At 69.7% G+C, this 23,725-nt stretch carries 26 protein-coding genes and 1 tRNA gene; 14 read left to right on the top strand and 13 right to left on the bottom strand.

What is annotated here, in order from left to right; all coding sequences use genetic code 11:
- Positions 1–88 precede the first annotated feature (88 nt).
- Positions 89–634: a type 1 glutamine amidotransferase domain-containing protein gene (locus ACQP2Y_RS02095; RefSeq protein WP_433724042.1), complete on the bottom strand. Its 546-nt coding sequence runs from the start codon at positions 632–634 to the stop codon at positions 89–91.
- 29 nt (positions 635–663) lie between these two features.
- Entirely contained in the window at positions 664–1,125 is a 462-nt protein-coding gene (locus ACQP2Y_RS02090; protein WP_433724040.1) for a DUF2231 domain-containing protein, read from the bottom strand.
- 174 nt (positions 1,126–1,299) lie between these two features.
- Here ACQP2Y_RS02090 and ACQP2Y_RS02085 point away from each other — a divergent pair, with 174 nt between their 5' ends.
- The 6 genes from ACQP2Y_RS02085 (at position 1,300) to ACQP2Y_RS02060 (ending at position 4,797) form a co-directional block, all read left to right on the top strand.
- Positions 1,300–1,653 carry a DUF1304 domain-containing protein gene (locus ACQP2Y_RS02085; RefSeq protein ID WP_360551018.1) on the top strand — a complete coding sequence of 118 codons (354 nt, stop codon included), beginning with the start codon at positions 1,300–1,302 and terminating at the stop codon, positions 1,651–1,653.
- 257 nt (positions 1,654–1,910) lie between these two features.
- The gene (locus tag ACQP2Y_RS02080) at positions 1,911–2,351 is read left to right on the top strand and encodes a DUF6232 family protein (RefSeq protein ID WP_433724038.1); all 441 of its coding nucleotides are present in this window, start codon (positions 1,911–1,913) and stop codon (positions 2,349–2,351) included.
- Positions 2,352–2,529: 178 nt separating this feature from the next.
- Positions 2,530–3,444, top strand: a complete 915-nt coding sequence (locus ACQP2Y_RS02075; protein ID WP_433724036.1) for a helix-turn-helix domain-containing protein — start codon at positions 2,530–2,532, stop codon at positions 3,442–3,444.
- 52 nt (positions 3,445–3,496) lie between these two features.
- On the top strand, positions 3,497–3,694 hold the full coding sequence (locus tag ACQP2Y_RS02070; protein WP_433724034.1) for a DUF397 domain-containing protein: 198 nt from the start codon (positions 3,497–3,499) through the stop codon (positions 3,692–3,694).
- Positions 3,695–4,036: 342 nt separating this feature from the next.
- Positions 4,037–4,174: a DUF397 domain-containing protein gene (locus ACQP2Y_RS02065; protein WP_433724032.1), complete on the top strand. Its 138-nt coding sequence runs from the start codon at positions 4,037–4,039 to the stop codon at positions 4,172–4,174.
- Positions 4,175–4,242: 68 nt separating this feature from the next.
- Complete coding sequence (locus tag ACQP2Y_RS02060) at positions 4,243–4,797, top strand: DUF6226 family protein (protein WP_360551008.1); 555 nt, start codon at positions 4,243–4,245, stop codon at positions 4,795–4,797.
- On the opposite strand, the gene ACQP2Y_RS02055 is transcribed toward ACQP2Y_RS02060, so the two are convergent.
- Positions 4,794–5,957: a geranylgeranyl reductase family protein gene (locus ACQP2Y_RS02055; protein WP_433731697.1), complete on the bottom strand. Its 1,164-nt coding sequence runs from the start codon at positions 5,955–5,957 to the stop codon at positions 4,794–4,796. The two genes, ACQP2Y_RS02060 and ACQP2Y_RS02055, sit on opposite strands and share 4 nt — an antisense overlap.
- A 41-nt stretch (positions 5,958–5,998) precedes the next feature.
- Between ACQP2Y_RS02055 and ACQP2Y_RS02050 the strand changes: the two genes are divergently transcribed.
- From ACQP2Y_RS02050 to ACQP2Y_RS02040, 3 genes are read left to right on the top strand one after another with little or no spacing between them, the layout of a single operon-like run.
- On the top strand, positions 5,999–6,565 hold the full coding sequence (locus ACQP2Y_RS02050; protein ID WP_433724029.1) for a sugar O-acetyltransferase: 567 nt from the start codon (positions 5,999–6,001) through the stop codon (positions 6,563–6,565).
- A complete protein-coding gene (locus tag ACQP2Y_RS02045; protein WP_433724027.1) occupies positions 6,562–7,137 on the top strand; it encodes a TetR/AcrR family transcriptional regulator in 576 nt (191 codons plus the stop codon). The genes ACQP2Y_RS02050 and ACQP2Y_RS02045 overlap by 4 nt, the downstream gene beginning before the upstream one ends.
- Complete coding sequence (locus ACQP2Y_RS02040; protein WP_433724025.1) at positions 7,134–8,330, top strand: MFS transporter; 1,197 nt, start codon at positions 7,134–7,136, stop codon at positions 8,328–8,330. The genes ACQP2Y_RS02045 and ACQP2Y_RS02040 overlap by 4 nt, the downstream gene beginning before the upstream one ends.
- Positions 8,331–8,474: 144 nt before the next feature.
- Here the strand turns inward: ACQP2Y_RS02040 and ACQP2Y_RS02035 are convergent, their stop codons facing one another.
- Together ACQP2Y_RS02035 and ACQP2Y_RS02030 are read right to left on the bottom strand one after the other, a co-directional pair.
- Positions 8,475–10,988, bottom strand: a complete 2,514-nt coding sequence (locus ACQP2Y_RS02035) for an FtsX-like permease family protein (protein ID WP_433724023.1) — start codon at positions 10,986–10,988, stop codon at positions 8,475–8,477.
- 3 nt (positions 10,989–10,991) lie between these two features.
- Entirely contained in the window at positions 10,992–11,744 is a 753-nt protein-coding gene (locus tag ACQP2Y_RS02030) for an ABC transporter ATP-binding protein (RefSeq protein ID WP_433724021.1), read from the bottom strand.
- A gap of 213 nt (positions 11,745–11,957) precedes the next feature.
- On the opposite strand from ACQP2Y_RS02030, the gene ACQP2Y_RS02025 reads away from it, so the two are divergent.
- Positions 11,958–12,335: a hypothetical protein gene (locus ACQP2Y_RS02025; protein ID WP_433724019.1), complete on the top strand. Its 378-nt coding sequence runs from the start codon at positions 11,958–11,960 to the stop codon at positions 12,333–12,335.
- 5 nt (positions 12,336–12,340) lie between these two features.
- Here the strand turns inward: ACQP2Y_RS02025 and ACQP2Y_RS02020 are convergent, their stop codons facing one another.
- Complete coding sequence (locus tag ACQP2Y_RS02020) at positions 12,341–12,739, bottom strand: hypothetical protein (protein WP_433724017.1); 399 nt, start codon at positions 12,737–12,739, stop codon at positions 12,341–12,343.
- 370 nt (positions 12,740–13,109) lie between these two features.
- On the opposite strand from ACQP2Y_RS02020, the gene ACQP2Y_RS02015 reads away from it, so the two are divergent.
- Together ACQP2Y_RS02015 and ACQP2Y_RS02010 are read left to right on the top strand one after the other, a co-directional pair.
- Positions 13,110–13,769, top strand: coding sequence for a DUF5753 domain-containing protein (locus ACQP2Y_RS02015; RefSeq protein WP_433724015.1), 660 nt, complete (start codon positions 13,110–13,112; stop codon positions 13,767–13,769).
- A gap of 309 nt (positions 13,770–14,078) precedes the next feature.
- Complete coding sequence (locus ACQP2Y_RS02010; protein WP_433732435.1) at positions 14,079–14,318, top strand: hypothetical protein; 240 nt, start codon at positions 14,079–14,081, stop codon at positions 14,316–14,318.
- A 333-nt stretch (positions 14,319–14,651) separates the two neighbouring features.
- On the opposite strand, the gene ACQP2Y_RS02005 is transcribed toward ACQP2Y_RS02010, so the two are convergent.
- Positions 14,652–14,728, bottom strand: a tRNA-Thr gene (locus ACQP2Y_RS02005).
- 108 nt (positions 14,729–14,836) lie between these two features.
- Here ACQP2Y_RS02005 and ACQP2Y_RS02000 point away from each other — a divergent pair.
- Entirely contained in the window at positions 14,837–16,630 is a 1,794-nt protein-coding gene (locus ACQP2Y_RS02000) for a metallophosphoesterase (RefSeq protein WP_433724013.1), read from the top strand.
- A 7-nt stretch (positions 16,631–16,637) separates the two neighbouring features.
- Here ACQP2Y_RS02000 and ACQP2Y_RS01995 read toward each other — a convergent pair whose 3' ends face one another.
- Together ACQP2Y_RS01995 and ACQP2Y_RS01990 are read right to left on the bottom strand one after the other, a co-directional pair.
- Positions 16,638–17,612 carry an NAD-dependent epimerase/dehydratase family protein gene (locus ACQP2Y_RS01995; RefSeq protein ID WP_433724011.1) on the bottom strand — a complete coding sequence of 325 codons (975 nt, stop codon included), beginning with the start codon at positions 17,610–17,612 and terminating at the stop codon, positions 16,638–16,640.
- 188 nt (positions 17,613–17,800) lie between these two features.
- On the bottom strand, positions 17,801–18,637 hold the full coding sequence (locus tag ACQP2Y_RS01990; RefSeq protein ID WP_360550984.1) for a PSP1 domain-containing protein: 837 nt from the start codon (positions 18,635–18,637) through the stop codon (positions 17,801–17,803).
- Between the two features lie 151 nt (positions 18,638–18,788).
- On the opposite strand from ACQP2Y_RS01990, the gene ACQP2Y_RS01985 reads away from it, so the two are divergent.
- Positions 18,789–20,525: a hypothetical protein gene (locus ACQP2Y_RS01985; RefSeq protein ID WP_433724008.1), complete on the top strand. Its 1,737-nt coding sequence runs from the start codon at positions 18,789–18,791 to the stop codon at positions 20,523–20,525.
- A gap of 212 nt (positions 20,526–20,737) precedes the next feature.
- On the opposite strand, the gene ACQP2Y_RS01980 is transcribed toward ACQP2Y_RS01985, so the two are convergent.
- The 4 genes from ACQP2Y_RS01980 to ACQP2Y_RS01965 form a co-directional block, all read right to left on the bottom strand.
- A complete protein-coding gene (locus ACQP2Y_RS01980; RefSeq protein WP_433724006.1) occupies positions 20,738–21,355 on the bottom strand; it encodes a hypothetical protein in 618 nt (205 codons plus the stop codon).
- The gene (locus tag ACQP2Y_RS01975) at positions 21,355–21,651 is read right to left on the bottom strand and encodes a type VII secretion target (RefSeq protein WP_433724004.1); all 297 of its coding nucleotides are present in this window, start codon (positions 21,649–21,651) and stop codon (positions 21,355–21,357) included. Before ACQP2Y_RS01975 ends, ACQP2Y_RS01980 begins: the two co-directional genes overlap by 1 nt.
- A 1-nt stretch (position 21,652) precedes the next feature.
- Complete coding sequence (locus tag ACQP2Y_RS01970) at positions 21,653–21,979, bottom strand: YbaB/EbfC family DNA-binding protein (protein ID WP_360550976.1); 327 nt, start codon at positions 21,977–21,979, stop codon at positions 21,653–21,655.
- Between the two features lie 102 nt (positions 21,980–22,081).
- Positions 22,082–23,275 carry a DNA polymerase III subunit delta' gene (locus ACQP2Y_RS01965; RefSeq protein WP_433724002.1) on the bottom strand — a complete coding sequence of 398 codons (1,194 nt, stop codon included), beginning with the start codon at positions 23,273–23,275 and terminating at the stop codon, positions 22,082–22,084.
- Between the last annotated feature and the right edge of the window lie 450 nt (positions 23,276–23,725).

Here is a 23,725-nt window from a genome sequence, read left to right as displayed (position 1 = left end):
TCAGCCCGGCGGCCGCCCGGCATGGCTGTGGCGCACGGACCGGGGTCTGTGCGCCACGTCAGCTCGGCTGCGTCCGTACCGTTTGCGGTTATTTCGCGTGGGCGATCTCTTCCAGCATCTTGTCGCAGAAGGCCGGGAGGTCGTCGGGTCTGCGGCTGGTCACCAGGCCGTCGTCGACGAAGACCTGCTCGTCCACCCAGGTCGCGCCGGCGTTGGCCAGGTCGGTGCGCAGGCTCGGCCAGCTGGTCAGGGTGCGGCCGTCGACAACGCCGGCCTCGATGAGAGTCCAGGGGCCGTGGCAGATCGCCGCCACCGGCTTGCCCGCACTGAAGAAGTCGCGCACGAAGCGCACCGCCTCCGGATCGGCCCGCAGGAAGTCCGGGTTGGCGACGCCGCCGGGCAGCACCAGGGCGTCGTAGTCGGTCGCCGCCGCGTCCTTGACCTGCTTGTCCACCGGGTACGTGCCGGCCTTGTCCATGTGGTTGACGGCCTGGATCTCGCCGTCCCTGATCGAGACGAGCTCCGCCGTGCCGCCGGCTTCCTCAACCGCCTTGCGGGGCTGGGTGTACTCGACCTCTTCCACGCCGTCGGTCGCAAGGAACGCGACCCGCTTGCCACTGATCGATGTCGCCATCGTCCGTGCCTCTCTCCGTCTCCGCTCTGTCAGAAAATGCGGTTCCCGGCCTCGGCGCGGGCAAACGCCGGGGTGCGCCGGCGGTTGACGAGCTCGCCGCCGTACCAGGCGCCGAACACGGCGCCGGCCAGGGCGAGCAGCTCGATCGCGACCAGGCCGCCGCCCGCCACCCGGTCGGGGGTGCGCATGCGGACCATGAGGATGACGGTGAAGATCAGCAGGACGCCCATGTTGACCAGGCCCTGGAGCACGCCGCGCCGCTTCGCCAGGGTGCCACGGACGAACATCAGGTCGATGGCGGAGGCGGCCGCGGCCAGCACACCGCCGATCAGGCCGGCGACCAGGTTCCAGTAAGCGAGCGCGCCGAGGATGTCCGGGCCGCCGAACACGTTGCCGAGGTCGAACAGGACGGCCATCGCGAACAGGCCGAGGGGGAACATCACCAGGACCGGCTGGACGGCCTGATTGGCGATCCGGAGTCTGCTGTCCATGCGGGCTGTACCCTCCCCTACCTGCTTGTTCATCAACGTCGAGAGTTCGGCTACCCGGGGACCGCGGCGGCGAAACGCACCGTGTCGATGGTTACGTCCATCGATGAACCTTCATGTCCTATCGTTTGCCAAGATCCGGCCGCGACCCGCTCGCCGGCGGCGGAAGGAATTGCCATGGAATGGGCAGCACGGATCCTGGTCGGCCTGGTGGCCGCGATCCACATTTACATCCTCGTCCTCGAGATGTTCCTGTGGCGGACAGATCGGGTGCGTGCCACGTTCGGTACCACCGCGGAGTTCGCCGAACAGACCGCGACCCTGGCGGCGAACCAGGGCCTCTACAACGGCTTCCTGGCGACCGGCCTGATCTATGGTCTCATCTCGGACGACCTGACGTTCCAGGTATTTTTCCTGTCCTGCGTGATCGTCGCGGGAATTTATGGCGCCCTGACCGCGACCACCCGGATCCTGTTCGTGCAGGCCATCCCGGGTGCGGCGGCCCTGCTGCTGGTGCTGCTGGCGGCCTGATCCACGAGTCGGCTTGTACGCAATCTGCAACATGGCAGGTTGAGTGGTAGCGAGCAGCGCCATGGCCATGCTGTACTGAGGGCAGGCATTGAAGGGCGGATCTGGAGGGAAACAAGAAGCGGCACCCGGCGGCAACCGGGTGCCGTTGTCGCCTCCAGAGCGTCGTGCGATGCGACGCGCGAGGCGGGGTCGACTCTCTACGCCAATGGTGGCCCGCACTTCCCCTCCTCGCAAGGAGTCGTGGAGAGGAGTTCGCCATGCGCATCTACTACCGTGGACCCGACGCAGTGGTGACCGACGGACAATTTGCCTGGCTCGGGGACCCCGTGAGAATGGTGCTGATCCGGGACCTGCGCAACGTCCGGCGGGCGCACACCGACGCCCGCCGCGGAAACCCCCGGGCAATGCAGGTCGGCCTGGCCGCCCTGCTGGTGACGGCGGCGGGATGGAGCACCCTCGGCACCACCGCGGTCCTCGTGTCGGCCCCGCTCTGCGCCGCCATCGCCGGCATCAGCACAGCGGCGTACTGGCGGCTGCGGCCACAGCGGTGGGAACTGCTGGCCACGTACCGAGGCAGCAACGTGACCCTCTACGCGACCTCGGACGTCCGGGTCTTCAACCAAGTTGCCAGGGCCCTGCGCCGCGCGGTCGAGGATTCCCGGCCCGCCACCGACGGATATGACCTGGTCGCCGCATGACGGACAAACCATGTCACGCAGTGCTCCTAACGGGTGACAACTAACAGTTTGATCAATACCAGAGACGCGGTGATTCGTTCTCAGTACGATTTGGTCGCAACCTCGCTGTCTGCAAGATAGCCACCAGCGAGGTTGCGATCGCCTCGTCCGACGTACTCCTCGCGCTGATGAAGGACTCATGACTGAAGGTGATTCGCCGACAGTCGCGCGCCGCCGCATACGCCTAGCGTTGCGCGAAGCCCGCGACGCGGCCGGCCTCACCCAACTTCAGGTCGCCGAGGAGATGGAGTGGTCACTGTCCAAGGTGATCCGCATCGAGAACGGCGATGTGACGATCGCACCTAATGACCTTCGGCCGCTTTTGTCCTTCTATGGGATCAAGGATCGGAAGCAGGTCAGTGATCTGCTGACGTCGGCGCGGATCGCGCGGGCCCGGCAGCGCCAGGCGTGGTATCAGACTCCGGAGTTCCGTGACCACCTCTCTGACGCCACCCGCCGGCACATCGAGTACGAAGCCGAGGCCGTCGCGGTCCGCTCGTACTCGATCTACTACTTGCCCGGGTACCTGCAGACGGAGGAATATGCCACCGCGCTGACGGGCACCTTCGACGAAGAAGATATCGGCTCTCGCCAGCGCGTCCAGCTGCTGATCAAGGCGCGACGGATGCGCCGCGAGACATTGCTTTCCCGGCTGGACAGCATGCAGGTCTTCGTCTTGCTGGACGAGTCTGTCTTCCTGCGGCCCATCGGGGGAGCGCAGGTCTTTGCGCAGCAGTTGCGCGAGATGCGCAGGGTGGCCAGCGAAGGGCTCGTGCACCTGCGGATGCTTCCTTTCGCGTTGGATTATCCCATCGCCAATAATGGCAGTTATGATCTGCTCGCGTTGAGCGACCGCGGTGCGGACAGCGAAATTTTGTACCGCGAGAACGGCGTGTCGGACGAGATCGTGGAGGACAAAGCGACCACCGACCGCCATCGCAAGCGCTTCGAACAGCTTTGGCACTTATCGAATGACGAGCCGGACACGATCCGATTTCTCGACAGTCGCATCAAGGATCTGGAGACACAATCACAGAGCCGCCAAAGATCATGATAATTTGCACCCGGTACACCAGCGTCGGTGTACGAACGAAATCGGAGACATTGTGCCAACTCTAGAGCAGCCCGAATGGCGTAAGAGCAGCTACTGCGCGGCGGGCAACTGCGTCGAGGTCGCCCAGGTGGCGGAGCAGGTGCTGGTCCGCGATTCCAAGAATCCGGCTGCCGCACCACTGGCTTTCACCGCCGAAGAATGGTCGGCATTCGTCCGCGGTGTCAACGACGGGCAGTTCCTTTTCAATTAGTGTGATCGTCCGTTCCGGGTGCAGTCGACGTGAAGGCACGCGTCGAGTGCTCGGGGAACGGGCGTACAAAGTGTCGGCGACGCCAGACTCATTGACGCCGCAGGACCGGCTGCGCCCGGAAGACACGCAAAACATGCGCATTAGGACAAAGCTGCTCGACATAGCGTGACATTGGCCGCATTCGTCGCACAGTTCGAGGTTTCACTCACTACAGACTCCTCCCGCACCTGTCGGGCGTCGCTTACCGTGTTACACGGGAACCGTCACGGAGGAGTAACCATGATGAACTCGACGGAACAACCTGCTTGGCGTAGCAGCAGTAAGTGCTCCAACGGAACCTGCGTGGAGATCGCCGCGGTCGACGGCGGATACCTGGTCCGGGACAGCAAGCGCCCCGAGCAGCAGCCGATGTTCTTCACCGCCGAGGAACTGTCCGTCTTTGCGACAGCATTCGTGGCCGGGGAGTTTCAGCCCGAGTGAGCATTTCCGGTCGCTGATCTTCTGGCGTTCCCGGCTGTGCCCCGGGCCGAGCGGGGCATACTTCGCTGGTGGGCGACACCGGATCGCGACCGGACAGCTTCTCTTCCCGGGTCTCTGACGCGGGGCGGTTCCTCGTGCTGCACGAGGCCGCCGAGGACGTTCTCGATGAGTTGACCGAGCGTTATGTCGTCGACCGGCGCGAGAGCAAGGAGCCGGTCGGGCCCGCGCCGGGTGCTGAGGTCGTGCGCACTGTCCGGCTCATGCCTCGCAGCCCGGCCGCCGGGCCACTGTCGATCGCCTTCACCGACTTTCCGGGTGTTGTGCTGCGGTTGGGCCGCTGGTTCTTCGAGGCGTTGCCCGACTGCGGCTGCGACGACTGCGCCGAGGACCCGGCCGCTCTGGTCGAGGACCTGCGAGCCCGGGTGTCCGCGCACGTCGAGGGCGGCCTGTGGGAGCGCGTTCGGCGAGGGGTCACTGGGTCGTGGCTCGAGACGCGGCTCATCGGGCCTGGGCTGCGGACCACCCGCCAGGCACCAATCGACCCGACCGAGGCGCGGGCCGCCCGGCGCGAAGGCTTCGCCGCCGCCGTGCAGTGGGCCCCCTGGATCCGCCGCGCGCCTTAGGCTGTGCGGCCGCCGAGGAGGTTGATCGCCGTGCTGATTGATGGGCGGCGGACCACGTTCGCCATGGAGAGTTCGCCGCGGCAGAAGGCTTCGAAGGCGCGCCAGCCCATCGGGGTTGCGAAGGCTGCGTGCATCAGCCGGGGGTGCTTGGCGAAAACCTGCAGCAGGCGCCGGCCCGCCGCCATCTCGGGCGCCAGCTCCCCCTCCACCTGCTGATCGTATTCGGCCAACTCCGCCGGCGTCTGAGCACGCGCCGCTACCTCACCGGCCCACGTTCCCGACCGCAGGGCGTAGCTGATCCCCTCCCGGGTCCACGGCTCCAACAGCCCTGCGGCGTCGCCGACGACCAGCACCCTGCCCCTGCGCAGCGGTGCATCCGTCCGGCGGCAGCGCGTCAGATGCCCCGAGTCACGGACGACCCGCCGATCCGCCAGCCCGAGCTGGGCGAGCAAATCAGCCAAATACTTCTTGGTCTCGGCCCCTCGCCCCTTCTCCATGATCACGCCGACGGTGAGCTCGTCGTCCTTCGGGAACACCCAGCCGTACGAGCCGGGCACCGGCCCCCAGTCCAGCAGCACCCGCCCCCGGTACGCCGCGCGGTCGGCCTCGGTTGCGGCCACCTCGACCTCCAGACCCAGGTCCTGCTGGTCGAACGTGACCCCTACGTGCCGGGAACTGATCGCCGCTGAGCCGTCCGCGCCGATGACGAAGCGGGCGGTGATCACCTCGCCGTCGGCCAGGGTCACGGTCGCTTCGTCGGCGTCCTGGTCGAGCGTGCGGACCTGGGCGTTCTGCCTGACCTCGGCACCGGCTGCGCGGGCTGCTTCGTACCAGGCGAAGTCGAAGTCGTTGCGCCGTACCATTGTCAGCACCGGGTGTCCCGGTGACCTGCGGGTGAATGCCCGGCGGCCGTTCTCGGTGAAGGTTATGGCCGCGACCGTGTCGCGGGCCGGGACCTTGATCCGCGGGGCTGCTATCGCCAGCGAGGTGCCGATCAGACCGCCGCCGCAGGTCTTGTAGCGCGGGTGCTCCGCGCGTTCGAGCACGATCGTCCGGGCCCCCGCCGTGGCCGCGGCGTGTGCCGCCGCCAGGCCGCCCGGGCCGGCGCCGATCACGGCGACATCCCACTGCGCTGTCACCTGCCGGAGTCTAGCGATCATCGCTGTGTACAAACGTACACATGATATGTACGGTCGTACGCATGGGCGAACGGACGATGCGCGAGCGGATGCTCGCCGGTGAGCTGTACATCGCGGACGACCCTGAGCTCGGGCGTGAGCTCGACCGGGCCGCCGCCTTGAGCCACCGGCTCAACACCATGGACCCCACCGACGGTGCCGCCCGGCGTGCTCTGCTCACGGAGCTGCTCGGCGCTTTCGGTACGGACAGTGAGATCCGTCCGCCCTTCCACTGCGACTACGGCTACCAGACGTTCGTCGGCGCCCGGACCTTCGCCAACTTCGGGCTCGTCAGCCTCGACGTCGCGACCGTGACCGTCGGCGACGACGTGCAGATCGGCCCGAACGTGCAGTTGCTCACCGCCACCCACCCCGTCGCGGCCGGCCCGCGCCGGGACAAGTGGGAGGCGGCGTTGCCCATCACCATCGGTGACAACGTCTGGCTGGGCGGGGGTGTCATCGTGCTGCCGGGCGTCACCATCGGCGACAACACGGTGGTCGGGGCGGGCGCGGTTGTCACCCGCGACCTGCCTGCCAACGTGGTGGCGGTTGGCAACCCGGCCCGGGTCATCCGGCAGGTGGAACCGTGACCACCGAGGCCGGCGCGACCCGTTCGGCACGCAGGTACGACCCCGATCGCAAGTTGCGGATCATCGACGTCACGGTCGACGTCATCGCCGAGCACGGCGTCGCCGGCACCACCCACCGGCGGATCGCGGCGGCTGCGGACGTACCCCTGGGCTCTTTGACCTATCACTTCGACGGCCTGGTGGATCTGCTGGCGCAGGCGTTCCGCCGGCATGCGGAACGCATGTCGCGGTCCTACGAGGCCGCGTTCGACGGCGTCTCGACCACCGCCCAGCTGATCGACGCGATCACCGACCTGATCCACGGCGACGCGGACGCCGACCCGCGTGACTGGGCGGTGGCCTACGAGCTGTATCTCGCGGCGCTGCGGGATCCGGCGCTGCGCACCGTAACGGAGTCGTGGATGCGGACCAGTCGCGCCGTGCTCGAACGTTTCATGGATCCGACCACCGCACGGGGCATCGACGCCCTCATCGAAGGCCTGGTCATGCACAAGACCCTGGCCACCACCCCCGGCGCGACCCGCGCCGAGACCCGCGAGATCGTCGCCCGTCAGCTTGGAGCCACCGCATGACCACCACCCTCGTCGCACCCACCGTCGACGTCCTCGCGGCGCGGCGCGCGGTCTACATCGCGTTCACCGGCTGCGGTTTCGCCATGGCCTCGTGGGCCACGCGCATCCCGCAGGTCCGGGACGGGCTCGGGCTGACCCCGTCGCGGCTCGGCCTGGTGCTGCTGGCCATCGCGGCCGGCTCGATCGTGTCGCTGGTGCTCGCCGGGAACATCGTCGCCCGCTTCGGATCGCGGGCCACGGTGGCCACGATGGCGGGATTGCTGCTGGTCGCGCTGAGTGCGGTCGGCATCGGCTACCCGTACGGCATCACGCCGGTGGTGGTCGGGCTGTTCCTCTTCGGCTTCGCCAACGGCGCCTGGGACGTGGCCATGAACGTCCAGGGCGCGGTGGTGGAGGGGCGCCTGGGCAAGGCGATCATGCCCCGCTTCCACGCCGGCTACAGCGTCGGCACGGTTGCCGGTGCCCTGACCGGTGCCGGGGCGGTGGCGTTGCGCGTACCGGTCACCGCGCATCTGATCTTCTCAGCGGTCCTGATCGGAGTGATCGTGATCCTGGCGGTCCGCAGCTTCGGCCCGGACGACGTGCACCCGCCCACCGCGGACGAGGGCGGTGGCCTGCGCCGCACGCTGGCCACCTGGCGGGAGCCGCGGACGCTGCTCATCGGCCTGTTCGTGCTGGCGTTCGCCTTCGCCGAGGGAGCCGGCATCGACTGGATCAGCGTCGCGGTGATCGACGGCTACGGCGCCGAGGCGACGATCGGCACCCTCGCCTTCGCCACGTTCCTGACGGCGATGACGGTCGGCCGGTGGTTCGGGCCCGCGCTGCTGGACCGCTATGGCCGGGTGGCCGTGGTGCGGATGCTCGCGGTGCTGAGTCTCGCCGGGCTGATGCTCTTCGTCTTCGGCCCGAACGTCGTGACCGCCTTCGCGGGGGCGCTGCTGTGGGGTGTCGGGGCCTCGCTGGGCTTCCCGGTCGGGATGAGCGCGGCGGCGGACGATCCGGCGAAGGCCGCGGCGCGGGTGAGTGTGGTCGCCACGATCGGCTACTGCGCGTTCCTGGGTGGACCGCCGCTGATCGGCTTTCTCGGGGATCACATCACCGTGCTGAAGGGGCTGGGCGCGGTGGCGGTGCTGCTCGCCGTCGCCACAGCGGCCGCCGGAGCACTGCGGCCGCTGCGGCCCACCGAAGACTGACGAGAAGAACGGCACCCGGTTGCCGCCGGGTGCCGTGTGGTGTTTCCCCTCGGACTCCGCCCTTTCTTGTTCCAGTGAAGCATGGCCAGTGCGCTGATCGCTACTACTCAGACTGCTACATCGCAGATTGGGTAGTCCGGAGATCTACTCACGCAGGCCGATGCCCTCGATTGGTGGTGTACGCAGGACCCGGCCGATCGGCAGCATCGTCGCGACCAGCGCCAGGGCGACCGTGCCGCCGAGGATCGTCGCCGCCCCGAGGGCCGGCACGTACGGGATCAGCACACCCGAGACCGCGTGCACGACCGAGGACAACGTGATCGCCGCGATCGCCGTACCGATCGCCAGGGCCACGCCCAGCAGGCCGGCCTGTTCGGCGTGCACCATCCGCTTGATCTGGCCGCGGGTCACTCCCACCAGGCGCAGCAGGGACAACTCGCGGGCCCGGGCCAGCGCCGCCATGATCAGGGTGTTCGCCGCCGCAAGGACTGCGTACCCGACCAGGACCATGATGAGCAGCTTGTTGAGCCAGGCGCTGATCGCCAGGTCCTGGGCGAGCTCACCGGTCAGTTGCTCGGTGCCGACCACGGTGCTCAGGGGGTAGGCGCTCGCTAGGTCGGCCAGGCCGGCGGTGACGTCCGCCTCGGGCGCGGTGCGGATGAGGAGGTGGTCGTCGAGGCCGGTCGCGGTGTGGCCGGTGAGCGTCTCGGTGTCCAGGGTGACGTCGCCGAAACCCCAGCCGCGGTCGTACAGCGCGACGATCCGCAAGGTCACCGGCACGCCGTCGCCGAGCCACAGCCGGGCGTCGTCGCCGAGCTCCCAGCCGGCCGAGTCCGCCAGCGTCGTCGACACGGCCACTGTGGAGACCCGCAGCTCGGCGAGGCTTCCCGACCGTACCCCCAGGTCCAGGGTCTGGTCCGCACCCACCGGGTCGATGCCCTGGGCCGCGACCGCCTGGGCCTCGAGCCGGTTGGGGACGATCACCGACGTGCGGCGTACCCCCGTCGCCGCGACCACCCCGGAGATCTTGCGGGCCTTGGCCGCGGCCGTCGCGGGCAGGCCGGCCCCGCCGGTCAGCGCATGCTGGGCGAGCGTGCCGTCGTGGCTCTGGACCACCGTCTGCCGTTGCAGGTTGTCCTGCAGGAACCACACCGTGCCGCCGAAGCCGACCGAGAGCACCAGCGCGCTCAGCACCGCGACCATGCCCCGGGCGTTCGCCCGCAGGTTCGCCGCCGCCAGGTAGCCGCTGTTGCCCCAGACGGTCCGCAGGACCGGCGTGAGCAGCCGGGCCGCGGCCTGGTTGATCCACGGCGCGAGCAGGGCGATGGCCAGCACGAACGTGTAGAGCATGCCGGTCGCGGCACCCAGCGCGGTCGTGCCGTCGGTGGCGCCGGTGAGGCCGATCAGCGACACCCCGCCGGCCAGGAAGACCAGGCCGGAGACGATCCGGACCCGGCCCCCGAGGGCGGGTTCGACGGCCGCCTCACCCAGCGCCTCGGTGGGGCGGATCCGGGTGGTGCGCAGGGCGGCGATCCAGGCGGAACTCAGCGCGACGACGGCCACGGCCACGGTCACCGCCAGCGCGGACAGCACACCACCGCTCAGCTCGAAGGTGTCGGGAACGAAGCCGCGGGTCACGAGCTGGTTCCGGGTCCAGGCGGTCGCGGCCAGGCCGGCCGGGACCCCGACCACCGCGGCGAGCAGGCTGAGCAGGCCGACCTCGGCGAGAATCATCTGCCGCACCTGGCCGGGGGTGGCCGCGATCGCCCGCAGCAGAGCGAGATCGCGGCGCCGGTGCCGGACCGACAGCCCGACCGTGCCGGCCACCACGAAGATGATGATCATCGCGGCGTAGCCACCGAACGCGGAGCCGGCCTGCACGGTCAGCGCCCGCGCGGCCACCGCCTCGGGCTGCTCGACGAGTCCCCGCTCGCCGTCCACATAGGTCTTGACGTTCGGTGCGGCCTTGCGGACCGCGGCCACCACGGCCGATTTGTCCGCGCCGGGCTCGGCGAGCACGCCGATCGCCGTGAAGCTGCCCGGGTTGGGATCGAGCCGCGCGGCCTGCGCATCGGTGAAGAACACCGTCGCCTGCGGACCCACCGCGTCGACCACACCACTCACCCGGAACTTGCGCTCGGCACCGCCCACCACGATCGCGGTGGCGTCACCGGGCTGCAATTTCCCGCCTGCGGCAAGCCGGGCGTCGACGGCGATCTCACCGTCGGCCCGCGGCTGGGTGCCGGCCACCATCCGGTACGGGGCCAGCGCGGCACTCCCCCAACCGTGGCCGGTGGTCCGCACCCCGGGCGCCGCCACCGGCGTGACCGCGATCGAGTGGTCGCCCACGGCGCTCGCCACGCCCGGCACCGCCGCGATCGTCGCCACCAGCGTCTCCGGAACCCGGCCGCCCTCGGGCAGCGACACAGTGGTGGACTCGGTCTCGCCGAAGATCTCCGGCCCGGCGATGGTGCGATCCCGGTCGGCCACGACGGCCACCGCGGCCGCGTACCGCTGGGGTGAGCCTTGATAGCGCAGGCCGGACTCGACCAGCAGCCCGCAGGCCATCAGGATCATCACGCCGGCGGCCAGCGCGACGAACGTCGCCACGAAAGTGCCCTTACGAAAGCGCAACATCTGCGCGGCCAGTCCCAGCACGGCTCAGCCCTCCCGGCTCGCGACGGGCTGCCGACGGCCGAGCCGGGCCAGCTGCTCGGCGATGCGCTCGGCCCCCGGCTGCGGCATGTCCTGCACGATCCGGCCGTCCGCGAGCACCATGACCCGGTCGGCGTACGAGGCGGCGACCGGGTCGTGGGTCACCATGATCACGGTCTGCCCGGCGTCGTCGACCACCGACCGCAACAGCGTGAGCACCTCGGCCGCGGTCTGGGTGTCGAGCGCCCCGGTGGGCTCGTCGCAGAAGATCACCTCGGGCCGGGTGACCAGCGCCCGGGCGATCGCCACCCGCTGCTGCTGACCACCGGAAAGCTCCGACGGCCGGTGCCCCAGCCGGTCACCGAGCCCGACCCGGTCGACAACCTCGGCGAGCCAGGCCCGGTCCGGGCGAGTGCCGGAGAGCCGGGACGGCAACAGGATGTTCTGCTCGACGGTCAGGGCGCCGACCAGATTGAACGCCTGGAACACAAAACCGATCCGGTTACGGCGCAGCTTGGTGAGCGCCTTCTCGGACATCGACGAAAGATCGGTGTCCCCGATCCGCACCCGCCCCGAGGACGGCCGGTCGAGCCCGGCGGCGCAGTGCAGCAGCGTGCTCTTGCCGGAGCCGGACGGCCCCATGACGGCGGTGGCGGTCCCCTTGAGGAACCAGGCGTCGACGTCGGCGAGGGCAACTACGGGCTGCTCACCGCCGTACGTCTTGCTGACACCTTCGACGGTGACGGCGATATCTGACATGGCTGGGGCCTTCCGAAGCGGTGTTGTGCGGTCTCCTCAGACGCTAGGGAGATCACGGCTCAGCTTCGATGAAGCAGGCTGCCCTCCGGGAGTACAGCAGGCGCTACTGCCCCTTATCGTGGCGCGGTGACTTCGTTCCCGCCGCCGGCCTTCGCTCCCGCTCCCACGCCCCCGCCCCGCAAGCGCCGCACCTGGCTCATCGTCTTGGCGACGGTGGGCATCCTGACGGTGCTGGTGTGCGCCCTGGGGCTCGGCCGGCTCTTCTTCCGGCTCAAGCACGTGACCGACATCGAGAAAGAGGTCGAGAAAACGACGGCGGCCTTCATCGAGGACCGCCGCGACGGACTCAGCCAGGCGGGGTACGACGGGCTGTGCGCGGAGGCGAAGGAGGAGTTCCGGCTCGAGGACCTCGCCGGGCCGCCGGAGAAGCCGGTCACGGATTTCCAGATCCTGTTGACGGATGTGGAGCACGCGCGCGGGCAGGCGACGGTCAGTGTCGATGTGCAGCGGGGGGATGGGACCCGGGAGAAGGAGGTCTACATCCTTGATGAGGACAGGGAGCGGTGGAAGATGTGCGCGTTCCCGAGCTGAGTCGGTCAGGGCTTGCCCCACCAGTCGCCGCCGAGGCCCTCCTCTTCGGCCGCGGTCAACGCGGCGAGCTCCTGTGGCGATAAGTCGGGCGTCCGGAAGCCCGATTCCACGAGCGCAAGCACGAAGGCGTCGGGCAGCTCGACGTGGTGGCGCTCGACGTAGTGCGCGAGATCCTGGCGCCACAGCCAGGTGCCGTCGGTGAGCAACGAGGGGGCTCCGGAGCCTTCCTCGAACGACGTGCCGTCCAGGACGTCGGTCGACCACTCCATGATCCCGGCGATCATGTGGCCCGCGCGCAGGTACTCGACGATCTTCGCCTCTGACCTGATGCGGCGCGTGCCTGTGCGGTCACGCAGCCACGGCATCGAGCGGTGGTCCGGGTAGAACTCGCGGAAGAAACCCACTCGCCGCAACACCCCGTGTCCTTTCCGGGACCGCATGGACAGACGTACAGCCTTTACCGTTTCCTCTCGTCACGGCCGTACTTTGGAGCCATCTGCCCACCGACTCAGCAAGTTTGTCACTCACAGTGGATCATTGGCAGGGGGCTTCGGGCCTTGCCGGCCCGGGCAAGGTCAGGCTCCTGCCGGGCCCGGGCCCGGGCCCTCGCCGAACGGGGGCCTTCGCTCAACGCAGGATGTGTCAGAGACACGGTGATTCGTGCTCAGTACGATTTGGTCGTAACCTCGCTGTCCGCAAGACAGCCACAGCGAGGTTGCGATCGCCTCGTCCGACTTACTCCTCGCGCTGATGAAGGACTCATGACTGAAGGTGATGTCGGCGCGAATTGCGCGGGCCCGGCAGCGTCAGGCGTGGCACCAGGCCCCGGAGTTCCGCGCCCACCTCTCGGACGCGGCGAGCCGCCTTATCGAGTACGAGGCCGAGGCTGTCGCTATTCGTTCGTACTCGATCTACTACATGCCTGGTCCGCTGCAGACGGAAGAATACGCCAGCGCCCTGACCAGACAGTTCGATGAAGAAGACATCGGATCCCGCGACCGCGTCCAACTCCTCATCAAGGCGCGGCAACTGCGCCGGGAGTCCCTGTTCGCGCGCTTACAGGCCGTCAACATGTACGTCCTGCTGGAGGAGTCCGTCTTCATGCGGCCCATCGGCGGGGCGCGAGTCTTCGCGGAGCAGTTGCGCGAGATGCGGCGCTTGGCCGGCGGTGGGCTCATACATCTCCGAATGCTGCCCTACGCGCTGGACTATCCCATCGCGAACAATGGTAGCTATGACCTCCTTTCACTGAGCGACAGCGATACGGACAGCGAAGTTCTGTATCGCGAGAACGGCATGGCGGACGAGATCGTCGAGGACAGGGCGACCAACGCACGCCACCGGCGGCGGTTCGAACAACTTTGGCATCTGTCGAATGACGAGACGGACACGATCCGATTCATCGACAGTCGCATCAAAGGCCTGGAGACATAACTACAGGGCCACCAAAGATCGTGATTCATTGCACTCGGTACTCCGCGGTCGGTGTACGAACGAAGCCGGAGACATCGTGAACTCTAGAACGGCCCGGATGGCGCAAGAGCAGCTACTGCGCTGCAGGTATCTGCGTCGAGGCAGCCCAGGTGGCGGAGCAGGTGCTGGTCCGCGACTCCAAGAATCCGGCTGCGGCTCTGCAAGCCTTCACCACTGAACGTTCTCAGAGTGAGGACGGCCCGCCTGCCAGCGGGCCGTCGTGTCGCAGCTCTCCAGGTACCGGTCAAAGTTCCATCAGAAAGGCGAGACATGGCCACTGTAACGAGCAATCCCGAACCAGGACAAGACGATCCCGATCACCGCGCGGGTGTCGTCAAGACCGCGCTGCTCTCCGCGGGAAGCTTCATCACCGCGGTCGGCACCATCCTGGCAGTCGCCGGAGAGTGGCGCACGCCGGCCGAGACCGTCCGGTACGCCATCGCGGTCGCCGGCGTCATCACGGCGCTCGCGCTCAGTATCGCGGCCATCTACGTCTGGCCGCGGAAGTAATGCGCCGGGGGTGGCCCGGTCCTGCACCGGCCCACCCCAGCTTCCCCATTCCCGTCCCCGGAGACGGCGACAGCCCGGGAGCCGTGAGGGCTCAACCGGGCGCCACCAGCAGGGCGGCCCGATGGGTGCGGGACAGGACCACAAGGCGTGGGAGGTGCTGCTCGAGTGCGCTGGCGTCGACGAAGCTGCAGTCTTTGCGTTGATGGAAGGTAACCTCGCGGTCCTACTGCCACCAAATAGTGCAACTCCGGGCTCCTTGGAGCCTCCCTGATCAGGGCATGAAAAAGGCCCGCGACCTAGGCATATCGCCTGATCACGGGCCATTCTCGTAGCTGGAGCCGCCTGACGGAATCGAACCGTCGACCTACGCATTACGAGTGCGTCGCTCTAGCCGACTGAGCTAAGGCGGCAACGATCGTTGAGTCTACTGCATCGGTCGTCGTACTCCTGAACGGGTCCGGCTGCGACGCGCCGGAAGCGGACGGCGGGTGTCATACCCCCGGACTAGTCTGCCTCTCGTGACCGATCAACAGCCGCCCCCGCGGCATCGACGGCGGTCCGCCGAGGCTGAGCCCTCGGTGGCGCGGCGGCCGGTGAGCATGGATCCACAGCAGCTCGGGTTCACGCCTCAGCGACCAGTCGGCTGGCTGGCTCCGTTACTGCTGCTCAACACCGGTCTGCGCACGCTGATGGCCACCCTGTTCGGCGCTTATCTCGACAAGCGCGAGCTGCAGAACGCCCTCTCCGGCGACTCCTTCCAGCAGCCGGGCACCGACGGTGAGCTGTGGCTCGACTACGTCGCCGACCTGGGCGACGGCTTCCACGCGACCTACTCGGTGGCGTACCTGTTGGCGCAGCCACAGCTGGAGGTCGACGGCCGGGTCCTGCCTCGCGGCCAGGTGCTGCTCATGGGCGGCGATCAGGTTTATCCGCTCGCCAACGGCGACGGTTACGAAAACCGGATGAAAGGGCCGTACCGCGCGGCCCTGCCGGAGGCGCCGGCCGGCGGGCCGCGACCCACTCTCTTCGCCCTGCCGGGCAACCACGACTGGTACGACGGCCTGACCGCATTCCTGCGCCTCTTCGCACGCCGCAAGGACGGGCACATCGGCGGCTGGCGCACCCAGCAGCGCCGTTCGTACTTCGCCGTGGAGCTGCCGGCCAACTGGTGGCTGTTCGCGATCGACGAGCAGTTCGGCGCGTACATCGACGACCCGCAGCTGCTCTACTTCGAGAAGGCCGCCCGCAACCTCGGCCCCGACGACCGGATCATCTTGATGACGCCGTCGCCGACCTGGGTCAAGGCCGCCAAGAAGCCCGAGGCGTACGACGCGGTCGACTACTTCATCCGCACCATCCTCGCGCCGACCGGGGCCCAGGTCCGCCTGCTCGTCTCCGGCGACCTGCACCACTACGCGCGCTACACCGGCGAGGACCGTGAGCTGATCACCTGCGGTGGCGGCGGCGCCTACCTGCTGGGCACGCACCAGCTGCCGGAGACGCTGACCGTGCCGCCGAAGGAGACGCTGACCCGCAGCGCCAGCCGCAGCCGGGAGTATTCGCTGGCGTCCCGCTTTCCGAGCGCCACGCAGTCCCGGCGGTTGGGCTGGGGAGTTTTCGGCAAGCTCCCGCAGCGCAACACCGGCTTCGCCACGATGCTCGGCATCGTCCACACTCTGACCATGCTGGCCATGGCGGGCGCGGCCAGCCAGGGCGGCACGATCCAGCGGCTGTTCAGCATCCCGCTGGTCTTCATGCTGGTGCTGATCCTGACCGGCACGGTGCTGTTCGCGCAGCCGCCGGGGGCCAGCTCCGACAAACACGCCCGGCATTGGATCCTCGGGCTGGCCCACGGTTTTGCCCAGATAGCGCTCGCGGCGGGCGGCACCTGGGTGTGGCTGCAACTGCCGTTCCGAGATTGGGCCTGGCCCGGACCGCTGGCGGTGGCTGCGGTGCTCTACGGGCCGTTGATCGCTTATCTGGCGACGCAGCTGCTGGCGCTATATCTGCTGATCGCGAGCTATTTCGACGTCAACGTCAACGAGCTGTTCGCGGGCCAGGGCATCGAGGACGCCAAAAGCTTTCTCCGCCTGCATATCGCGGCGGACGGCACTCTGACCGTGCACCCGATCGGCGTCGAGAAGATCTGCCGGCAGTGGACGGCCGACCCGCACGGGGCGCCGGACAGTTCGTGGCTGCGCCCGGAGGAGCCGCTGCTGACGCACCTGATCGAGCCACCGATCGTGGTGGACGGCCCGGCTCACCCGGCGCCGTCGTCGGTTCCGGCGGCACCCGGCACGGCAGAGCTGTAGGAGGCGATCAAACCTTGAGGGGGCCGGCCACGGGGAGCTGGTCATGGTCGATGAGCCAGCGCACTGATTCCAGGACCGCGTCCTCGGGCTCGTAGCGCGGTGTGTATCCGAGGAGCGTGCGGGCTTTGTCGATGCTGAAGTAGTGGCTGCGGGAAAGGTGTTCCCAGCTGGCTTCGGCCGCCTCGTCAGAGCTGGCGCCGCTGCGGAACTGCTCCCAGGTCACCGTGCGCAGCTCCGCCGTCCGGCCGAACCAGGACGCGGCGATCTCGGCGTAGCCGCGAACGTTGAGCGCTGAGGGCGCGACGACGGTGAAGTCCTGCCCGGCGGCGGCAGCCCGGTGGTCGACGGCCGCCTCGAAGGCCTGGGCCACGTCGTCGGCGTGCACGTGGTGCATGAACTCGGCACCGATCCCCGGCACGTCTATCGGCTCCCCCGCGGAAAGCCTGGCCCAGACCCCGGGGTCGAGGTTGCCGAGCGGGCCGATCGGGTGCCAGCCCGGACCGACGATGTGGCCGGGGTGCAGCGACGTGGTGACCAATCCGCCGGACCTGGTCTCGGCTTGCAGCAGGTCGGCGATGGCGGCCTTGGCGATGCCGTACTCGCCGAGCGGCGGGGCCGCGTTGTCCTCGGTGATCGGGAACTTCCCGCTTGGGCCAGCGCGCCAGATCGAGCCGCAGTGCAGCAGATGGCCGGTCTCGCCGCGCAGCCGCTCAACGAGGGCAGTCGCGGAGTCGAGGGTGAAGCAGATGAGGTCGATGACGACGTCGGGGCGAAGGCCGGCGACACGATCGCCGAAGGTGCCCGCCCGGTCCTCGGCCTCCCGATCCGCGCTGACCTGCCGCACCTGCTGCCAGGCCGGATCGTCGGTGTAGCTGGAGCTCTGCCCGCGGCTGATGCTGATCACCTCGTGACCGGCGCGGGCCAGACGCGGGATCAGGAACGTGCCGATGTGCCCGCTGCCGCCGATGACCACAACCCTCATGACGTCAGGCTATGCCGGGCCGCCGGGCACCGCCGGACGGGCCGCCGCGCCGCCGCGCCACAGCGCCGCCGGGCCACCACGCCACCGGGCCACCGGGACGCCGCGCCACCGGACGACCGGGCTGCCGGGCGATTGGGCTGCCGAAGGCCGGGCCGCAGCGCCGCCGGGCCACCGGACCGCTGGGCCGCTCAGGAGTACTGCTCGTCGTGGGCCTGGCGCGGGCCACACACCGAGGCCCGGCTGCACGAGCAGCGGGAGCCGTCCGCGTCCATCCTGACCACGACCGCGTCCTTCGGGACGCTGTGAGCGACCACCCTGCCGTCGCCCTCCGGGGTCGTCACCCGGCTGCCCACGGCCGGTGCTGACGCTTGGAACTTCTGGTACAGGGGATGTTCGTACTTGAGGCAGCACATCAGGCGGCCGCACGCGCCGGAGATGCGCAACGGGTTCAGGGGGAGGTCCTGGTCCTTGGCCATCCGGATCGTCACCGGCTCGAAGTCCGTCAGGAACGTCGCGCAGCACAGGTCCCGGCCGCAGGAGCCGATGCCGCCCTGGACCCGGGCCGAGTCGCGGGCCGACAACTGGCGCAGCTCCACCCGGCAGTGCAGGGTCGCTCCGAGGTCGCGGACCAGGGAACGGAAGTCCACCCGGTGCGGGGCCGTGAAGTAGATCGTGGTGCGGGCGCCGCCCGTACCGGCCTGCTCCAGGACGTGGTCGACGGCCACGACCTTCATCGGGAGCTCGTGGGCCTTGATCAGTTTTTTGGCCGCGACCTTCGCCTCGGCCTTGCGTTTGCGCAGCAGCTCATCACGGCGCAGGTCGCGGTCGTCGGCGAGGCCGGCGACCTTGGGGAAACCGTCCGTGTCCTCGCTGACCCACTGCGCCGCCCAGACGCATTCCGCCACCTCGGGCCCGTCGTCGGTCGGGACCAGCACGCGGTCACCGACCTGGGGCGAGAACTCGCCCGGGTCGAGGTAGTAGAGACGGCCGTAGCGGTTGAAGCTGACGGCGCAGAGCATGCCCATGACCACACCCTACGGCGACGGACCGGCGGTGCGAAATAGCGCAGAACTACATAGATCAGCGCAACCCCTGGCATTGACTCTCGTTGGGCCATCCCGTAGACGCCGCTCATTGCGGTGATCCTTGGGGGAGGACTTTTTCATGATGCCCGCCGTGCCAGCACGGGTTGATCTTGTGACACCCGCCGAGCCCGACCAGGGCGTTCCCAGCACCACCCGGGCCCGGCTCAAAGCCGCGGCGCTCGGGGTGGTCGGGGCCCTGCTCGTGCCGCTGCCCGCGGCCGCCGCGCCCGCACCCTGCGAACAAGCCCTGCGGTACGCCGCCCAGTCCGGCACCCAGCTCATGCGCATCGCCAACCTCGACCTCGGCCCGGCCGGCCGCGACGACCAGCCGATCAAGGACGTCGGCGTGGGCGACGCCAAATCCGCCCTGGTCGCGCAGGCACCCGTCAACGCCGCGGCGCTGGGCCGGGTCCTCGACGGCGGCCCGGCCGACCAGCAGGCGCTCGCCGAGGTGCTGCAGCAGACCGCTCCGCCCAGCCACAAGAAGCCCGAGCAGCGCAGGCATGCGGCCACCGAGGTCGGCCCGTTCCGGCTCGGTGCGAGTGAGCTGAGCGTGCACGCCCAGTGGGACCCCAGGATGGCCTGCGGCAACGTTGCCGGCGAGGCGACCCGGGCCGAGGCGGTGCTGCGGCGAGCTGGGGTGCTCGACGGCGGGGATGCTGCGCTGGTTCGCGTACCCGGAAAGGTCTCGGGCCTGAGCACGACGGCGATGGAGCGGCGCGGGCCGGCCGCGCGGGCTGTTGCGGCGGCCTCCATGGCCGGCGGCAAGGTGCAGCTGCTGGGCGGGAAGGTCACGGTCAAGGTGGTCAAGCCGCCGTCGCTGCTGGCCACGATGTCGGGCGCGGACGGCGGCGAGGTTCGGTACGAACCGGCGGTGATCGAGGTGTCCGGAGAGGGGTTCGAGACCGCTCGGCTGGACACCGCGGGCGACAACGTGGAGCTGCGGCTGGACGAGAACGGCGAGGCGGCTGCCGGGCAGGGCAGGGTCCGGAAGGACGAAACCGGGAGTGGCAAGGACTACAACGGCTCGGCTCACAACGACGGCGCCGGTCACGGCGCCTTCGGTGGCGGGAGCTCGGCCTACCGCCTCGCGGCTCAGCGCGATCCGGACAACGGCAAGGCTCACAACGCCGGCAACCGCGCTGAGAAGTACAACAACGGCAACGGCGGCGCCGACAAAGCGGACAACGGCAACAGCAACGGCGGCAACGGCCGCAACGGCAAGGCGGGCCCCGACGACAAGCGCGTCCACAAGGGCGGCACCGAAGCGCCTGGCGCGAGCAACGACAACGTTCGCAAGCCCGGCGCGCCCGCCAGGGATCATGACAAAAACGGCAAGGGACTCTTCTCCGGCCTGCCTGGAGCCGGCGCGCTCAACCCAGTCCCGCCACTCCCCCTGCCGACCATCCCCGGTGTCCCGCCGATCGCCGACCCCGGCCAGGGCACCGAGGCCGCGCCGGCAACCGGCCCCGGCACGACCGTCACGATCTCGCTCGGCGACGTGCGCCAGGCCGTCTCGGGTCACGCCATTGCCGCGAAGGCCACCGCGATGACCATCGCGATCACCAAGGGTCCCGACCGCCAGGCGTACGCCGACAGCGCCCCCAACCGCACCGACGTAGTCCTCGACCTCGACATGGGACTGCTCGAAGTGGCCGCCGTGGCCCCCGAACCCGCGGCCGGTCCGTCGGGCGTGGTCAGCGGCGACGGTGGTGGCCTGCCGATCACCGGTCCGCGGGTGGACGTGCTGGCGTTGGCCGGCGTCGCCCTGCTGATCGCGGGCGCGGCAGCTCTGATCTTCGGTATGCGCGGCCGCCCTCGCCCCTGACCTGCGTCTCCCTCCGGGGGCCGGTCGAACATGGTCCATCGAGGTGATAACTGCCGTCCGCAGGTGCTGTTCTGCCCGGACGAGCGGCTCGTTCCCCGGGCGCCCGGGCGACAAAGGTCCACCGCAGGCGTTGAGTGAGACGTGGACCTGCGGGGGGTGCAGGGGACGCGGCGCCGCGCTCGGAACCGGCTATCCGAGCGTGGCGCCCGTCGTCACCGCACAGCCACCAGTGGCTCGGCCAGGTGGGCCGAGGTGTGCAACAGTTCCGCGCCCGGCTCGTACCCGTCGGCGACCGCCTGCAGCACCTTCACCGCGATGTCCGCCGCCGCTTCCTGCTCTCGGGGCGTGGTGAGGTCCATTTCGGTCGCGGCCAGGGTCACCGCCTCGGCGGAGCTGAGCACCTCGGTCAGGACCTCCGCCAGGGAGTCGCGGGCCGACCGCATCCAGGTGACCAGCGAGTCCGCCAGGTCCGCCGACGCCTGCAACCGTTCGTCGAGGCTTTCCGGGCCACCGCTGAGGTGTGCTGCCGCGCGCTGCCGGGCCACGTCGTACGCCTCGGCCGCCGCCCCGGTCCACTCCCCCGGCCCCGGCAGGGACGCGGCGAGCACCGCATAGGCCCTGGCGTCCGCGCGAAGCTCGGGCGCCGCCTCCCCGAGCTCGTCGGGGCGTAGCACTGCCACCGCCCGCGCCGCGTCGCCCGGGAGCAGGCGGACCCGGCGCAGCTGGATCCACACCCGGTGCTCCGGTGGCGCGCCGACCGTGACGAGGACGTCGTCGACCCGGCGCAGCAGCGGCCCGGCCGTGGCCAGGAGGCGGTCCAGCCGATCCATCACATGCTCCGGCGGATTCGGCGGCCGACCTCGTCGTCCGTCTCGGTGTAGGCCTTGGCGGTCAGCCGTACGTCGGCCGCCAGCGTGGTCAGGTGGGCCGCCGCAGCCGCCGCCTCCCGGGAGCGGGCGCCGAGCACCTCGAGCCACCGGTCGTGCAGCTGGCGGCCCAGCCGGCCCGGCACTCCCTCGTCGTCGGCGCCGAACGCACCCGGCGACGAGGCGTGGGCCGACAGCGAGCGGTCCACTGTGGTCAGCGCGTCGGCCGCGGACTCCAGGCGTTCGGCCAGCTTCTCCATGTCAGCGGTCTCCCAGCGATCGGAACGCCCCGAACACCTCGTCGTGCAGCTTCTCCCGGGCCCAGCGGGCCGCTTCGGTCGCGGTGGTCACCACTGCCTGCACCTCCCGGGCCAGGTCGGCCGCCGTGCGGTGCTGCAGGCTGCCACGGATGTGTACGTCGGTGATGTCGCCCGCCGCGGTGACCAGCACCTCGATCGAGTTGTCCGGCGAGTGCACCGACACCACGTGCCCGGCGACCGCTTTCTCGAACTCGGCCCGCAGCACGTCGAGGCGGCGGTAACGTTCGATCGCCTCGTCGATCCATGCCTCGTCGATCTCGCGGGGCATCCACAGGCTCCTTACCGGGCGTACCGCCTTGGTTGCTTTACGGCACCGCGACCGTACCCGGTTGGCCGACCGTCGCGCATCCCCCCGCGCGTCCCTTGTGGATTATCCGCGCCAGAGATTGAGCATCATCGCTTCCACGGCGATCTTCGGCTTCACGTTCTGCTCGATGGCTTCGCGACAGGCCAGCACGGCCTCCAGCCGGCGCAGCGTGCTCTCCGGCGTCCACTTGCCCGCCGCCGCGGCCGCCTGCTCGGCGGTGTCGCGGTGCACCACGGCGACCGGCGCCTTCAGGCCCGTGACCAGCACGTCCCGGTAGAACGCGGCGAGATCCACCAGCGCCCGGTCCAACGCGTCCCGCTGCGAGCGGGTCGACCGGGACTTCTGCTTCTTCTCCAGCTCCTTGAGCTGACCGGCGGCGCCCCGCATCGCTCCGGCCGCGCCCCGGCCCGTACCGCCGGCACCGAGCGCCTGCTCCAGCGCCGCGCGTTCCGTACTGTCGTTCTCGGAGAATGCGGTCGCCGCCTCCGCCTCCGCGGCCTCGATCAGCGCGGAGGCCGCGTCGAAGCAGGCACCGACGCTGGACAGCCGGCGCGGCACGGCGAGCACGGCCTCCCGGCGGCCGCGGGCCTCCGGGTCGTTGGCGAGCCGCTTGGCCCGGCCGACGTGGCCCTGCGCGGCGGCCGCGGCCCAGGCCGCGACGTCGGGCGCGATCCCGTCCCGGCGGACCAGGACCTCGGCCACGGCCTCGGCGGGCGGCTGCCGCAACGGTACGACCCGGCACCGCGAGCGGATGGTCACCGAGATGTCGTCCGGGTGCGTCGACGGGGTGCAGAGCAGGAAAACGGTACGCGGGGGAGGCTCCTCGATGGCCTTGAGCAGCGCATTCCCGGCCGCCTCGGTGAGCCGGTCGGCGTCCTCGATGACCACGGCCTGCCACTTGCCGCCGGAGGGAGCACTGCCGGCCCGCAGCACCAGCGCGCGCATCTCGTTGACGCCGATCGACAGGCCCTCGGGCACCACAAAACGCACGTCGGCGTGGGTGGCGCCGAGCACGGTGTGGCAGCCGTGGCACTCGCCGCAGCCGACGCCGTCACGCTCGCACTGCAGGGCGGCGGCGAGGGCCCGGGCGGCGACCGAGCGTCCTGACCCGGGCGGGCCGGTGAAGATCCAGGCGTGGGTCATGGCGCCGTTCCCGCCGTCGGCACCACCGGCCACGATCCGGGCGGCGGCCGCGGCGGCCCGGCGCAGCGTCTCGACGGCCTCGTCCTGCCCGACCAGGTCGGCGAACACACTCATGGGGTCGATTCTCGCTCGCTCACGGCTTGCTGCCCACCTGCGGCGGCGAGTCGTCATCGGCGGCTCGGGCCCGGTTGCCGGTGAGGTCCTCGAGCACCTCGATCGGCGTCTCTTCTTCCTCGTCCTCGGTGGCGTCGTCGGTAGCGGTGTCCTTGGTGGCGGAGACCGCCCCGGCGTCCCGGACCACCATCGTCTCGTCCGACTCGCTGCCGGATGAGGCCGGTCGCACGACCACCGTCTCGTCCGAGCCCCCGGCCGGGAAAGCCGTCGTGGCGTTCGGATCATCAGAATCAGGCTGGCGCACCACCACGGTCGCGTTCGGGTCGTCCGACGCAGGCCGGGACACCATCACGGTCGCGTTCGGGTCGTCCGGCGTGGACCGCGGCAGGGCCATGGTCGCGTCGGAAGGCAGGGCCATCGTCGCGTCCGGGGAGTGGGAGGAGACCACCA

Source organism: Actinoplanes sp. CA-051413, assembly GCF_050955795.1.
In the GTDB taxonomy this organism is placed as follows: Bacteria; Actinomycetota; Actinomycetes; order Mycobacteriales; family Micromonosporaceae; genus Actinoplanes.
This window is presented reverse-complemented; position numbering and strand designations above follow the sequence as displayed.